Raw genomic sequence first — 14,250 nt, 5'->3', positions numbered from 1 at the left:
GTTGGTGCCATCAAGCACACCGCACCGGCGCGCTCATGCTCATCGGCCGAGGCGGCCGATGTGATGCCAGTTACTGTCGAGCGATTCCTGTTCGTCCACCGGTGTGCCGATAGCATCAGCATCACACCCCTTCACCAGCTCTTTGAGATGCGGAGGGTGCCCCCTGACCCCGATGTCGAGCCATGGCATCACGCGCCGAGACCGTTCGTTTTCGACTGCGGACCCGGTGCAGTACAGATCGCCGTCCATGCCCCGGTCTGCCACTGCCCTTGCCCAGACATCAGGTGTAGAACCGCGACGAAGCGAAGATGCCTGTTGCACAACACTTCCCGACCATCCCCGGCACGACTATCCGATCCCGCAAGGAGGCCATACCAACCCACGCTCCGACATCGATCTCTTCGGTCACACCGTCGGCGACCGGCCCAGGTCCCCATCCGCAGCTTTACGTGCCCTGCTCTTGCCGGCGGATCGCGTCACTGTTCGACCCCGAAAGCGACCCCTCTCGCAATGCCTGATCATTCGCACCACCACATCGACCGCAACTGGCAGCGCCGCGCCTCCTGCCGGGGAACCGACACCGAGGTGTTCTTCTCCCTTGACGGTGAACGCGGCCGCGTCCGTGCCCAGCGCGAGCACACTGCCAAACTCATCTGTCAGGACTGCCCCGTCCTCACCGAATGCCACGCCCACGCCCTCACTGCCGAAAGTCACGGCATCTGGGGCGGCATGTCCGAAACCGAACGCGCCCGCCACACCCGACGAACCCGCCACGCGGCCGCCCGACCCAGGGAGCGCGTCCCGGCGCCGGACTCCTCACCCGTGCGGATCCGAACACCCAGAGCCTGAGAATGGCGGCCTGGGAGGCACGGAAACGATGCCGCTCGATGGTTCGCTCTGCAGGTCCGGAGTACTCGCCCGGTGGGCGGCTCGGGGTACTCGACATCGCTTCGAACTCGGCGCAGCTGCAGATCGTCGAGGCGACTGCGGGTGCACCGCCGTTGCCGCTGGGCGCGGGCCGGCCGACCCGATATTTCTTCGACGCCGACCCACCACCACGCAAGCAGATCAACCAGCTGCGCCGGTATGTGCGCGACACACTGCGCGAGACCGCGGACCGGTTGCGGTGGGAGGGCGAACCGCAGCTAGTGGTGGCGACGTCGCTGCGAGTGGACTGGGGAACGGTCCCGCGGGCTGGCTGGTCAACCCGCAGAACCTGGACCGATGTCCCTACCGGTCGAGCACCTGCCCTGACTCACCGCTTTCCCCAAAATCCGCCCGGGCAATCCATCTCTGACCGGATGAACCCACGACCCGGGAGAAACGGCAGCGAACAACGCGTTTCCGAGACCCACCGTCGCTCACTTCGCGGGGTCGGGTCCGTGTTCGATGATGTTCAGGGCTGCATGGGTGGCCAGGGTGCCGCCGATACTGACCGAGTCGTCGTCGAACGCGTTCGCTCGGCTCGAGTGCAGGTTCAATGCACCCATCGTGTGTTGGGTGCCGGTCTTCTCGCATCGAGTGCACCCGAGACGATCTCGCTGCCGCTCGCCTTCGCTGCCGGCGCGGTGCTGGCGTCGTTGGCAGACACCCTCATGCCCGAGGCCTACGAGAAGGGCGGTCCGACAGTCGCGTTGAGCACTACTGCGGGATTCGTGCTCTCGTATGTGCTCGCGACTGTCTGACCGGATACATAGCCGGCATCGTCGCCGGCGCCGCAGGCACCACGATGCTCGACGCCGTCACTTGGACATGGCGATCCGGGGCCGTCCCGCGAGCACCGTCCCGGAGAGGACCGTCGAATCCGTTGCATCCGCAGTGGGCTTCGTGGTTCCCGCGCGCGGAGACGCCCCCGCGGCGCGGCGGTCGGCGTTCGGGGCACTCGGCGGAATCGCCGTCGGCACCGTGCTCGGCGTGGCCGCCTCCCTCGTCCCCGGCGGCGGAACGGTCGAGCACTGTCCGGTCTGCCGTGATCGGTGTGGCCAGCGGCCTGCGAAGTTCTACGGGCATCGCCGCGGCACTCTTGGCGGATGCCACCGGATCGGCACGTCGAACCCGTCTGATCGGCGCGGCACGGAGGTAGCCGTTACCTGTCCTCTCTGGAGAACGGTCGCAAGGCTGCCGCGCGCTGTGAGGTCGCCGCGCCGAGGAACGCGTCTACACCGCGGCGACGACCGACGAGCAGAGCGGCGAGGGTGTCGGCGTCGGTGTGAACCGTGCACGTCGGATCGGTGGCGACCTCCCTGGTCACCTCGGCCATACCGTCGTCGACGGTGACGGTCCACCGGCCGTGCCCGGCGACGTCGAGAACGAACCTCGCGTCCGAGTGGGTAAGCGCGACATCCTCCACTCGCTGCATTCCGGCGAGCCGGGTGATGCAGACCGACAATTCCAACGCCGGTTACCGCTCCACCGCATCGACGTCGGCGGTGTCACCGTCACTCTCGCGTAATGCCCTGCCCTGCTGGACATACTGCTCGTACTTCTCCGCGTTCTTGTCCGAAGCCCGGGTATCTCGCGGCGGCAACTGCTATTCGTCCTCGGCCGGCATGCCGGCCTACAACTCCCGTCCGCGTTCGAGTTCGGCGTCCAGTTCGGCGCCGAAGAGCAACGCCAGATTGGTGATCCACAACCAGACGAGGAACACGATGACTCCGGCCAGAGCGCCGTATGTCTTGTTGTAGCTGCCGAAGTTGGCGACGTAGAGCCCGAAGAGGACCGACGTGATGATCCACGTGACGATGGCGAGGAACGCGCCGGCGCTGATCCAACGGAACTTCGGTTGTCTCACATTGGGTGTGACGTAATAGAGGATGGCCACGGCTACCACCACGATGCCGAGGACGAACGGCCAGCGGGCAATGTTCCACACGGTCAAGGCGGTGTCGCCGAGTCCGACCGCGTCTCCCGCCGAGCGTGCGACGGGGCCGCTCAGGGCGAGCATTGCCGCACCGGCGGCCACCAGGACCAGACCGACGACGGTCACAGCCAGCATCAGGGGCCGTAGCTTCCACACGGGACGACCCTCCTCGACTTCGTACATGCGGTTCATGGCCCGCCCGAACGCCCCGGTGTAGCCGGAGGCCGACCACACCGCACCCAGCAGGCCGAGAACGAGAGCACCGACGGGTCCGGCTCTGCCTCGCGCGCCTCCGTCTATGACGGTCTCGCCGCGAGTGCTGGCATTGCCATCCGTACCTCTGTCTCGCGCAGGTGGAAGCGTCCTCAGGTCTGTGGCCCATCCTGAGCGTACGCGCCGCGGCACTCGCGACGATTCTTTTTGCTGCGTTTGCGCTCGTGCGGAGTGCCACCGCGCGAAACACTGCACCGCCGACGTCGTCCGTTCTCGCACTCAATATCGGCGCCTCGGGCATGCTCTCAGCTGTTGCTGATATATCCGATATTCTCTATCAGTTTCTGACACTGTCTGTCACCGCGAATTGGTGACTGCGGAATTCGTGGGCCGGCGGTCTTCGGGGTGTTCGCAAAGGGATCCGACGGAGGTCCGGTTGCCTTCTCGCCGCGCGGGTCTGGGTCACCAACTCTGTGGCCGCGCGGACCGGGGCTCCTCTCGGCAGGACTATGTCCGGCTGTGCGGGAGCGACGGCGGAGAGGAGGAGAGGGCGGAGACATCGCATTTCCTCGGGTGTCGGGCTCGGCAGGACAAGAGGTGTCGCCGGCTGATCAGGAAACAATGTTGTGGGAGAAGGCTCTTGGTGCGGTACGTCGGATCTGCCGGTATAGTGGTTCGTGTCTCGGGGGAGCAGCGAGCGGGGCGTGGCCGGATGCTCGACGACGCGGCCCGGGGGCCGACACCCGGTGGTGCGGTGTGGCGGGATCGATTGGCTCGGTTCACAGGTGGCGCGAATCGAGCGGTTCTTGTCGGAGGTCGGCGTTAGGGTCGAGGCCCTGCGAGAGGTGACGGGGCAGAGGCGGGGAAAGGGAGGCGTGATCGATGAGCTTGTCGGGGATGGCGGCTGTTCTCGGAAGACCGATCGGCCCGGGTTGGTCCGGGTTGCGCCTGGCGCCGGGTCGGCCGACGTGAGCGGGCCGGGATCGACTGCGCCGCGGCAGTTCGCGTTCACCACCCGCGCCCACGTGGCGGTCGACGAGGCGACCGGCGAACCGATCGGTCTCGACGACGTCGATACCCGGGTGGGGTGGCTCCTCGACCTGGTCGCCGCGGCCGGCACCGAGTTGGTGGCGCGGCTGTGGCAGCCGGTCACGTTCGATGTGCTCGCCGCCGGACGGGACGGTGCGGGTCGCCGGCTGCCCGCACAGGGTCATGTCGCCGCCGCCCGCCTCGGCTGGCACCCGCACTACCCGGACGGGGTCTACGTACCGTCGCGGGTGAGCAGGATGGTGACCGCGCAGGTGATTGCGACCCTGCGGACCCTGACCTACCGGGACACCGCGATCACGGCACTGTCGGCGCGATTCGACGCGGTCACCGGCACTCTGGCGCCGCCGACCGAACCGGGCGACTGTGTGCCATTGGGTTTCGCTCGGGGCATACGGCGCCAGCTCGCCGCACACGCCCGCCGCACCGACGGGGCGCAGCCGACCCGAGTGCGGATCACCGACCTGCAGGGACCTCCCCGAATGGCGGCGATGGCCCGACTCTCCGCCGCCGACCGGCAGCTCGCGCAGATCACCGCGACAGACCGTGAGTTGGTGTTGACGGTGAAGCTACCGACCTGCCCGGCCCCGGCGGGGCGGGCGCGGTGGCGGCGGGTCCGGCTGACCGCCGCGATCCCCGGGCACCTGCATGACAGAACTGTCATCGACTGGCATCTGCCGACCCTAATTGTCGACCGCCGGGGTTTGTTGTGGCGCTGCGCCGCGACCGAGCTCGTCCCCGAGGGTGACCTGGGATCGGCCACCGTCGCGGTCGGGGTGGATTGGTCCCCATCCACGCTCGGTGCCGCCGCCATCACCACCGAGAACCCGGACGGGTTGTCCTCGGATTATCGGGGCTTCACCTACGACGACCGCGGCCTCGGGACCAAACTGGCACGCCTGCAGGCCGAGGGGCAGATGCTGCACCGGAAGGCGGCCCGGTTGACGCGGCTGGCCGCCACCGCCCCACCCGAGGTCCGCGCCCGACTGGAGACGAAGATCACCGTCCTGAATGACCACCGCACCGCGGTGGGCGTCAAGCGCGGCAAGATCAACCGGGAACTGGGATTCCACTTCGCCCGCCAGGTCACCGACTACGCCGAGGCGGCGGGCGCGCAGGTGATCGCGGTCGAGGACCTCACCACCCTCGAGACCCGCGGACACGGAAAGGTCAACAACAACCGGGCCGCGCAGTCCGCCCGCCGAAAGGCTGTCGCCGCCCTCGCCCACACCGCCGCCGCTGTCGGTGTCACGGTGGTGTCGGTGTCGGCCCGCGGATCGTCCGCGTTGTGTCCGGGCTGCGACGCACCACTGGCACGCCCCGGCGGCTATCACACTGCGTGGTGTTCGGGTTGCGGGGTCGGCGGCAACCGCGACCACGTCGCCGGGGTGAACCTCGCCAAACGCGCGCTCCTCGGCAGAAGCAAGGCCACCCGGCGGCGGGGGCAGCTGCCCGCGATCCGGGTCGCCGAGCACACACCAGTCCGCAGGTCCCGGGACAAGACCAGTCCGACACCACCTCGGCCGCGGCACCGCCGGGTCCGCCGCAGCCTCCCCACCGTGACACCGCGGGCGGGGGTGACTCGGAAACAGCATGTTCCTGCACCACAAGCGTCGGTGTGGGACACGGTCAAACCCACACCACCACACGGTGATACGGGTAGCCGTGACACACGTCCATCTCCCACACCCGCCACGCAAGTGGCAGACAGTATGAGATCTACGTAGACGCTCTTGTCGTGAAGGATCTTCAGTAGCCTACAACCGGCCACATCACACCTCGCGGTCAAGCCCGTGACGAAATGAATCGCCGGAGCGGCACGAACGATGCGATTCGCCCGCCTCAGGCGAAACCCTCGCCGGTGGGGTCGGCCGCGCGTCAATCGAGGAGATTGTCGCCGCCGATCGGGTCGGTTGTCCACGCCGCGCACGTCCAGCCCGTGTCGAAGCTGCCGTGCATCTCGACGAGACCGGTGTTGGCGAGGGGGTGAGCCCGGATGAAGTCGCTGTCCAGATTGCCGGCGCGGGCTCCCGCCCACGTACGGATGGCGGCGCCGTGGCTGACGACGACGGCGGTGTCCGCGCCCGAACGCAGGATTTCGCGAACCGCACCGTCGAATCGCTCGAAGAAGGCATGCCCGTCCGGCCCGTCGGGCATGGTCGGCGCGTTGTCACCGGCGGCCCAGGAGCTGAAGACGGCATGATACTGCTCGATCGCGTCCGGGTCGGAACGGTCTTCCAGCGCGCCGGCCGCGATCTCCCGCAGCCCGGCGAGCTGCTCCGGACGCAGCCCACGCGCCGCGCCAAGGGCTCGGCCGTCTCGTGAGTGCGCACCTGCGACGAGACGTAGATGGCGTCGACACCGCGACCGCCGAGCGCGCGGGGAACCGCGGCCGCCTGCTGTCGTCCCAGCGGGGTCAGACCTGGTCCCGGGACCCGGGTGGCGAGTTCACCCCGGACGTTGGCGGAGGTTTGGCCGTGGCGGATGAACAGCCATTGCACGCCCGCAGCCTACTGTCGGCAGGGAAGGACCTCGCGCCGGCGGTGCCGTGAACCGTCGCCGCACGTATCCGGTTCAGCCTCGAGGCCGCAGATCCGGGAGCGGGTGCGCAGCGATCAGACGGTTGCGACCAGCACCAACTCGGCGAGTCCTCGACGGAATCCGACCCGAAAGCCACCATAGGACTGTGCTGTGATGCTGCTGACCTGGACTGCTTCCGCCGATGCCGCAATCTGACCAGGTCAGCGCCTGCGTTGGCCGAGGTGCGGCACCATGTATCTGATGCAGTTGTCGATCTTCTCGCGCCACGCCGCTATCGCGGCATCCTGATCGGAATTCCCGATCGCCTCCAGGACGCGGCCGTCATCGGTGATGATTCCCTCCACGGGATGTTGATACGTGACCCCCAGTGCGGCCGCGAACAGGCGGATCTGCAGGGTGAGACGGGTGAACATCGCTTCGATACGCGGCATGTCCGCCGCGCGCGCCAGTTCGTCTTGAAGGTCCAGATCCAGCGACCCGGTGACCAGTGGCTCGTCCTCCATGGCGCTGCGTCCGATGCGTTGGTACAGGGCGTCGACGGTGTCTGGCACTCCACCGCCGCGTGCCGCCAGACGACGCACGAGCGCCGTGCCGAGCAGGCCGCGCGCCGTGTAGGACTCCAGCACGTCGCGTTCGGCGGGTGTCGGCACATAGAAGTTGCCGGCACGGTCCTGGTCGACCAGACCGTCCTCCACGAGGTGTCGCAGTGCGTCGACGAGCGTCCCTGCCGATAGCCCCGTCCACGAGGTCATCGTCCGCGCATTGATCACCCGGCCGGCGTGCAGGGCGCCCTCTGCAATCGCCTCACACAGTCCCGCCACCACTATCGCCGCGTCTGTCTCCCGCCGGGCCTCCGTCGCCGCCGATGCGACTTTGGCATCTGAGTCAGAAGTTCGATCCCACCGAGTCCAGTGAAATTCCCCGCGAGGGCCCTCATACCACTCGCGGATGGCCCGTTCCAGGTCGATCAGTTCGGGAAGCTGACGTGCGTCGATCGCAGATGCCACGGGAGCCAGCAATTCCAGCCATCGGCGCCTCTCCACGGTCACCGTCCGGATGCTGCGGGTCCGGCGCACCCACGCTGCTGTCGTCTTGTCCGGCTCGAAGTCGAGTATCACGGTCACCGCACGGTCCCGAGGCGCGTACTGAAGCGCGTGGCGCAATCGTTCACCCGGACCGATCGACATTCCTCGCGGCACGTCCTCGGCGCAGATGGATCCGCACAACAGAACCTCGACCGCATCCGAAATCTCGCGCGTTGTCGTCGCACTCCGGTGCGTCCGTCCCGACTTCGTCGGCCCACTGTGAAAGACGAGCACGCTGCTTCCCGGCTCGAGGTGCACGTACGCCAGAACCGCATTGGGCGGCAGGTCAGGATCGGCGGCGGAACCCGCCGCCGGATAGTGATCGCGCCGGATCCGGGAGACGGTCGACTGGCTCACCCCCACGTGTTCGGCGATGCTTCGGGTGGTCCAACGACCTTCCCCAGGGGGCTCGAGCACGCACGTCAGAGTGCGGTGCACCATATCGCCGGTAGCGCTCGGACGGCCCGCTCGAGGCGCGTCGGCCAGGCCGTCGATGCCGTACTCGACGTACCGCTTGCGCCATTTCCCGACCGTGCGAACGGTGACGTCGCTCCGGCGTGCCACCTCTGCCGCGCCCATTTCCGCGCAGCTCAACACGATCCTCGCGCGAGCGGCCTGGTCTTGCGTCGTTCGGCGGGATGTCGCCATGCGACTCAACTCGGCACGCTGAGCGACGGTCAGTTGCAGGGGGCCACGTCTCACACCTGAATAGTATCTACTTTTCACTCAGTGCAGATCGGATCGTCCGCCCCACTCCCCCAATCGGGTTCCTCTGCCGCATGCTTTCATGCAACCCCGAATGTGATGTCCGCCACTGTCGCCGGGTGCGTCGAGCCGTAACGCTCGCGTCCACAGGCGAGGGCGCACCCATGGCCGGGTTGCGAGTTCCGCCCGAACCGCGCGTGAAGCAACCGACTCGCAAGGTCCGCCGCCAGCGCCGAGCCGGGCGCTGATTGATCCGCTGACGTAACAAGGAGATCTCCATATGTCACAGTCCGATACTTGGTGCGCGTCCAGGAGATTCCCATGCCATTGACACGAAATGCCACAGCCGATTCGGGCGCAAGCGGCAAGACTTCCGAGGCCTTCAGGAAGAAGTTCCAGATCCGACTGATCACCGTCCTGGTCGGCGGTATGTTCCTCGACGGCTACATCCTCGGCATCATCGGACCGGTCACCCACACGATCGAGACGAGCGTCGTAGGCATGACCACGGCCTGGATCGGACTGGAGGCGGCTTCGGCTCTGATCGGCATCATGATCGGATCTCCGATCGGAGGGTGGCTCGCCGACAAACTGGGCCGCAAGCCGCTCCTGTTCTGGGACATAGTCCTGTTTGCCGTGGCATCGGCCGCGCAACTCTTCGTCGACGGGCCGCTCGAGCTGTTCCTCGTACGGCTGGCGATGGGCCTCGCCGTCGGCATCGAATACGCCGTCGGCTGGCCACTGCTGGCGGAGTTCGCACCCCCGCACCTGCGCGGTCGGTTGCTCGGGGGCACCGTCATCGCGTGGTACGCCGGATTCTGCGTCGCGTACATCGTCGGGTACTACCTCAACAAGGCCGGGGTGAGCTGGAATGTCGTGCTGGCGACGAGCACCCCGATCGCTGTCGCCATCCTGATCGGTCGCATCGGCCTGCCCGAATCGCCGCTCTGGTTGTGGAGCAAAGGCAAGCAAGACCAGGCCAAGGGGATCGTCGGCAAGTATCTGGACACCGACTACATGACCGATATGGTCAAGGCCAAGAGTGGCGGACCGGCCGGCTCGATCGCCATGTTGTTCTCGCCGTCGGTCTGGCGGTCCACACTGTTCACGGCGGGGTTCTGGGCGTGCGCCGTCACCCCGTACTTCGCGATCGCAACCTTTGCAGACAATCTTCTGAAGGATTTCGGGCTCACCGGACTCCTGGGAGGCGTGAGCCTGTCGGTGTTCGCCGTGTTGGGCGTTACCGCAACCATCCTCGTCGTCGACAGGGTCAAGCGGCGAACGCTCACGGTGCCACCCCAATGGATCGCGGCGATCGTGCTGGTGATCGCCGGGCTGTGGGCGGGTGCGCCGCCGATGATCATGCTCGCACTGTTCCTCCTCTTCTCATTCCTGAATGCCGGATACACCGCGATGACCGCCATCTACCCGAGCGAGGTGTTCCCCACCGAAGTTCGAGGGCTCGGTACCGGGTTCGCCGCAGCAGGAAGCCGGGTAGGAGCGGCCGCCGGTCTGTTCCTCATTCCGATCTCGATCGAGAATCTGGGTGTGCCCACCACTATCCTGATCGCCGCGGCGATCACGTTCGTCGGAGCGGCACTGTCACAGTGGCTGGCACCCGAGACCGGCGGAAAGCCTCTGAGTGAACTAGCCGAGAACGTCAGCCACTGACGAGACTTCGACGACGTCGCCCGGGCATCCGCGGACACACCGCCACGGATGCCCGGGCGACCAGATGCGAAAGGGCTGCGACTTGAGTATTCGTGTCGCCGTGATCGGCGATATCGGTGGGCATCGTGAGGAACTCGCACGAGAACTCCGCCGCCTCGGCGCCGACGACAACGGCCGGCTGCCCGACGACCTCGTCGTCGTTCAGGTGGGTGACCTCATTCACCGCGGCCCGGACTCCGACGGCGTCGTCCGCCTCGTCGACCGATACCTCCGCAAACAGCCCGAGCGGTGGATTCAACTCATCGGCAACCACGAAGCACACTACCTTCGCCCCCCGGTCTTCGACTGGAATGAACGCCTGAGCTTCGGCTCCCGGCGGACCGTCCGGCGATGGTGGCGCGACGGCATCGCCCACGCCGCCGTCGCGGTCCACACTACGGACGAAGAATTCCTCATCACTCACGCCGGCGTCACCGAACCATTCTGGCGCCATCAGCTCGACAGCGCCGTCTCCGCCGCCGAGTCGGCCGCCCGGATCAACGCCACAGCCCGGGACGAAGACACCGCCCTGTTCGACGGCGGGTGCATCCTCGGAGGCGGCCCACCGAACCCCCGGGTAGGCCCGATCTGGGCCGACCGCGAGCTCGAACTACTTCCGGGCTGGCGCGATCGCCCGATGCCGTTCAGCCAGGTGCACGGCCACAGCGGCTCCCACGGCGACTGCGCCGACGAGAGGACGTTCTACGATGCCCGGCAACGCCACGAGGTGACGTTGCTCGAAGGCGGCCGAATCATCGGCATCGACCCGGGGCATCGCGCCGATCCGCAGCGGAACTGGCGGTCTCTCGTGCTGACGGCAACCGAGCCCCCACGAATCGCATATGAACACCGTGCCACCGCGTAATCCTTTGGCCGGGGGTTTGTTTCGTGCGAGGTGCCCCGGCCCCCAGAGTCCACAATGCCACCGTACATTCGGACCGACCTGAACGAAGAGGACGACTCTTGTCTGTGGACGAGTCAGCGCAGCGCGCCGAAACCACCGATCTGTTGGCTCTCCTGGCGGGCTGCCGTCCGTTCGACTCGCTGACGCCCGAGGGCCGTGCACGCGCAGTCGCGTCCGCCAACGTGCAGAATTTCGCGGCCGGCGACCTCGTGGTGGACGCATTCGCGGAAGTGCCTGCGGACATCTTCGTGGTCGTTTCGGGCGAAGTCGATCTGTGGCTCGATCCCGACCGGATCGGCGAACCACCGGGCGACAGCTTCGGTCGCGGCGAAGCCCTCGGGTTTTCCGCAGCCTTGACCGAAAGGGCGATCGGGCCTCGGGTCGTCGCCCGGTCGGCGGCGAAGATCGCCCGATTCCCCGCCGATGTGATCATTCCCGCCTTCGCCTCTCGGGGCGGGGCGCGGTTCCTCGCCGAACACATCTCCCACGCGCGGCGGCTGGCATCCGGTCCCCCGACCTACACGGTTATGGCGGATCTGGTGCGCCAGGCGCCACTGATCGTCGCGGCCGATGCGCCTGCCATGGCCATCGCCCGCGACATGACCAGCCGTGGCCTTCCCTGCGCCGCCGTCGACGTCGGGGACGGCCGATACGGCCTCGTCACCGACGAGGGGTTGCGCCGCCGGATCCTCGCCGAGGGGTTACCGGTGGACTCGCCCGCGCACGCGGTGATGACGTACCCGGCCACGACCACCTCGCTGGGCACGTCATCGGCCGACGCACTGATCGAGATGCTCGATCACGAGGCCCAGTTCCTGCTCGTCACGAGCGAAGATGGCGCGCTGACCGGTGTGGTGGGCGAGCGGGACTTCATGTCCTCGTCCACCACAGCCGGTGTCAGCATCAAGGAGCAGATCCGCAAGGCGCGAACCGTCGACGATCTCGTTGTCCGCGCCCTCCGGGTCCCCACCGTGCTCGGCGATCTCCTCGAGCGGGGGCTCGCCGCGGACCGTGTCATCGCAGTGAACTCGACCATCGTCGACGCCATCATCCGGCGCGCGGTCACCCTGGTCTTCGAGGACCACACAGACCTCACCATGGAGGCGTTCACCTGGCTCTCACTCGGCAGCAACGGTCGCCGCGAGGCGGTACTCTCCTCCGATGTCGATGCCGCCGTGACCTTCGACGACGAGTACGCCGGCGAAATACCGCGCTACCGGGAGGCATTCGCAGTGGTCGGCGAAGTGCTCACCCGATGCGGGATCAGCGTCGACGCCCACCGCGCCTTCCCCTCGCACGAAGGCTTTGCCCGGACCCACTCACAGTGGCGGGCTGCGGCCAGGGGGTGGCTCGCGCGGCCGCGTGAGAATCAGGGCACGATCATGGCGTCGATCCTCGTCGACGCGCGGCCGATCTTCGGCGACCCGAGTCTGCCCGAACCGGCGCGCGTATTCGCCGACTTCAACAGCCACCCGGCCGCTGTGGAGATGCTGCTGTACGAGTCGCTCGCCCGCCGGGCCAAGCTGACCACCATGCGCGACAAGCTCGCCGGCCGCGGCGACGCCTTCGATGTCAAGGCCCGCGGGCTCGCACCGATCATCAACATTGCCCGCTGGGTGGCGCTCCGTGTCGGCTCCGCCGAACTGCAGACCATTGGACGTCTCCGAGCGGCCTCCGGCTCGGCACTGCTGCCCGGACGCGATGCCGACCGGCTCATCGAGGCATTCGAGGTCTTGCAGCTTCTGCGCCTCGAACATCAACTCCGGCAGGCTGAGGCCGGAGAAGTGCCTGACGACCTCCTCGCCCGCGACGAGATCTCGCCGATCGATCGCAGCGTCGTCGAACGGACCGTCCGTGAGGTCTCGGCAATCCAACGTCGCATGGATCGCGTCGCCCATATGGTGCCGGCCGACCAACTCGTCCGTCCACGTCCGGCGATGCCCCCGCCGACCAGCGAGATTCCAGGTCCCGGAGGCGAGCGGGCCGGCGACTCGAGTCGTCGATCGGGCGACCCGATGCGCGCGGCCCGGGCAGCCAAAGGCCTTGCAAGAAACAGGGGCATACGGAAGGTCGTGAAGCGGGGACGGGGCAGGCGACTCGACCCGTAGTCGCGTGAACCGGACCTCAGCCATGTCCCTGTTGCTCGGTGCGTGGAGCGCACCGCGGCGACGTCGGGAAGGTCGATGTAGGACCGACGCGGCGGGGCTCGATGCGCTGGTGTCCCCCCTAACGCGGGGGCCGGATCGCGAGTCCCCTGGTCGAAGACGGGCCGAGTCCCCTGCTATTGCTGGGCGGTCGTAGTCGCGGCCACACCGGCGACGCGATTGAGTGGACAACTCCGTGTCAGCAATTCAGGGGCGCTTCGCTGGCCCCTCCGTGGGGACGGAAAATCTGGGCGTTGATCTCACCTGGGCGGGTGGGCACCCCTGGCCTGCGTCGCGGCGGAGGCGCACGATTTCAGGGTGCGTGTTGTGGTCGACCCCGATCCGTCTGTGGTGCCGGTGAGCCTGCGTGTCAGCATGGTGGCGGAGGGCCAATCTTCATCCGCGGGAACCGTGGATTGTTGCCTTCGAGCACGAGTGGGAGAGTTCTGTTTTCATCCCGCCCTCCCCTCAACGCGCACGCCTGCAACGGGCAGTGTCGCACATGAAGGGCGAGGGAGTGATCGGTGATGGAAGTGGTGCACCCGCGGTGCGCGGGAATCGACATTTCGAAGAAGGACGCGAAGGTATGTGTCCGGATCCAGGGCTCCGGGAGGAGGCCGACGAACGCGACGGTGACGACCTGGGGTGCGATGACCAACCAGATCCTGGCGTTGTGTGAGCATTTGCTGGCCGAGAAGGTCACCTGTGTGGTGATGGAGGCCACCGGCGAGTACTGGAAGCCCTACTACTACCTGCTCGAGGACACGCTGCCGGTGATGCTGGTCAACGCCCACGACGCTCGGAACATGCCAGGCCGCAAAACCGACGTCTCCGACGCTGCCTGGCTGGCCGACCTGGGCGCGCACGGGCTGCTGCGAGGATCACTGGTGCCGCCGCCTCCGATCCGCCGGCTGCGTGATCTCACCCGCGCTCGCACCGCGCTGACCCGCGACCGCGGCAGGGCGGTGCAGCGGATCGAGAAGGTCCTCGAGGACGCCCCGTTGACTGAACTACTGAGGGTGTTTTCCGTGTTCGGCGGAC

At 67.3% G+C, this 14,250-nt stretch carries 11 protein-coding genes and 2 pseudogenes; 7 read left to right on the top strand and 6 right to left on the bottom strand.

The window, feature by feature from the left end; translation table 11 throughout:
• Window positions 1-39: 39 nt before the first annotated feature.
• On the bottom strand, window positions 40-249 hold the full coding sequence (locus P3H15_RS27730) for a hypothetical protein (RefSeq protein WP_276140173.1): 210 nt from the start codon (window positions 247-249) through the stop codon (window positions 40-42).
• 261 nt (window positions 250-510) lie between these two features.
• Here P3H15_RS27730 and P3H15_RS27725 point away from each other — a divergent pair, with 261 nt between their 5' ends.
• A complete protein-coding gene (locus tag P3H15_RS27725) occupies window positions 511-849 on the top strand; it encodes a WhiB family transcriptional regulator (protein ID WP_276140172.1) in 339 nt (112 codons plus the stop codon).
• 512 nt (window positions 850-1,361) lie between these two features.
• Here P3H15_RS27725 and P3H15_RS27720 read toward each other — a convergent pair.
• Window positions 1,362-1,490 carry a hypothetical protein gene (locus tag P3H15_RS27720; RefSeq protein WP_276140171.1) on the bottom strand — a complete coding sequence of 43 codons (129 nt, stop codon included), beginning with the start codon at window positions 1,488-1,490 and terminating at the stop codon, window positions 1,362-1,364.
• 6 nt (window positions 1,491-1,496) lie between these two features.
• Between P3H15_RS27720 and P3H15_RS27715 the strand changes: the two genes are divergently transcribed.
• The gene (locus P3H15_RS27715; RefSeq protein ID WP_276140170.1) at window positions 1,497-1,685 is read left to right on the top strand and encodes a hypothetical protein; all 189 of its coding nucleotides are present in this window, start codon (window positions 1,497-1,499) and stop codon (window positions 1,683-1,685) included.
• A gap of 401 nt (window positions 1,686-2,086) precedes the next feature.
• Here P3H15_RS27715 and P3H15_RS27710 read toward each other — a convergent pair whose 3' ends face one another.
• Together P3H15_RS27710 and P3H15_RS27705 are read right to left on the bottom strand one after the other, a co-directional pair.
• Window positions 2,087-2,395, bottom strand: a complete 309-nt coding sequence (locus P3H15_RS27710) for a hypothetical protein (protein WP_276140169.1) — start codon at window positions 2,393-2,395, stop codon at window positions 2,087-2,089.
• Between the two features lie 6 nt (window positions 2,396-2,401).
• A pseudogene (locus P3H15_RS27705) lies at window positions 2,402-3,121 on the bottom strand (YihY/virulence factor BrkB family protein); the annotation flags it as partial.
• A 920-nt stretch (window positions 3,122-4,041) separates the two neighbouring features.
• Here P3H15_RS27705 and P3H15_RS27700 point away from each other — a divergent pair.
• A complete protein-coding gene (locus P3H15_RS27700; RefSeq protein WP_276140168.1) occupies window positions 4,042-5,847 on the top strand; it encodes a zinc ribbon domain-containing protein in 1,806 nt (601 codons plus the stop codon).
• Window positions 5,848-5,998: 151 nt separating this feature from the next.
• On the opposite strand, the pseudogene P3H15_RS27695 reads toward P3H15_RS27700, so the two are convergent.
• Both P3H15_RS27695 and P3H15_RS27690 read right to left on the bottom strand, forming a co-directional pair.
• Window positions 5,999-6,621: pseudogene (locus tag P3H15_RS27695) on the bottom strand (histidine phosphatase family protein).
• A gap of 240 nt (window positions 6,622-6,861) precedes the next feature.
• Window positions 6,862-8,394: a helix-turn-helix domain-containing protein gene (locus P3H15_RS27690; protein ID WP_276140226.1), complete on the bottom strand. Its 1,533-nt coding sequence runs from the start codon at window positions 8,392-8,394 to the stop codon at window positions 6,862-6,864.
• 378 nt (window positions 8,395-8,772) lie between these two features.
• Here P3H15_RS27690 and P3H15_RS27685 point away from each other — a divergent pair, with 378 nt between their 5' ends.
• From P3H15_RS27685 to P3H15_RS27670, 4 genes are all read left to right on the top strand, one after another.
• A complete protein-coding gene (locus P3H15_RS27685) occupies window positions 8,773-10,122 on the top strand; it encodes an MFS transporter (RefSeq protein ID WP_276140167.1) in 1,350 nt (449 codons plus the stop codon).
• An 82-nt stretch (window positions 10,123-10,204) separates the two neighbouring features.
• On the top strand, window positions 10,205-11,026 hold the full coding sequence (locus P3H15_RS27680) for a metallophosphoesterase (RefSeq protein ID WP_276140166.1): 822 nt from the start codon (window positions 10,205-10,207) through the stop codon (window positions 11,024-11,026).
• A gap of 104 nt (window positions 11,027-11,130) precedes the next feature.
• Window positions 11,131-13,173 (top strand): putative nucleotidyltransferase substrate binding domain-containing protein, encoded by a 2,043-nt coding sequence (locus P3H15_RS27675; RefSeq protein ID WP_276140225.1) that lies wholly within the window; start codon window positions 11,131-11,133, stop codon window positions 13,171-13,173.
• Between the two features lie 563 nt (window positions 13,174-13,736).
• Window positions 13,737-14,250: transposase (locus P3H15_RS27670; protein WP_276140165.1), on the top strand; the 514-nt coding region annotated here is incomplete at its 3' end.

Origin of the sequence: Rhodococcus sp. T2V, from assembly GCF_029269925.1 — a bacterium.
GTDB lineage: Bacteria > Actinomycetota > Actinomycetes > Mycobacteriales > Mycobacteriaceae > Rhodococcus_F > Rhodococcus_F koreensis.
This window is presented reverse-complemented; position numbering and strand designations above follow the sequence as displayed.

What these genes read in the sequence shown, in the direction of transcription:
- P3H15_RS27690 (WP_276140226.1), bottom strand. Translation starts at nt 8,394, where the DNA reads ATGGCGACATCCCGCCGAACGACGCAAGACCAGGCCGCTCGCGCGAGG.
- P3H15_RS27730 (WP_276140173.1), bottom strand. Translation starts at nt 249, where the DNA reads ATGGACGGCGATCTGTACTGCACCGGGTCCGCAGTCGAAAACGAACGG.
- P3H15_RS27720 (WP_276140171.1), bottom strand. Translation starts at nt 1,490, where the DNA reads ATGGGTGCATTGAACCTGCACTCGAGCCGAGCGAACGCGTTCGACGAC.
- P3H15_RS27685 (WP_276140167.1), top strand. Translation starts at nt 8,773, where the DNA reads ATGCCATTGACACGAAATGCCACAGCCGATTCGGGCGCAAGCGGCAAG.
- P3H15_RS27725 (WP_276140172.1), top strand. Translation starts at nt 511, where the DNA reads ATGCCTGATCATTCGCACCACCACATCGACCGCAACTGGCAGCGCCGC.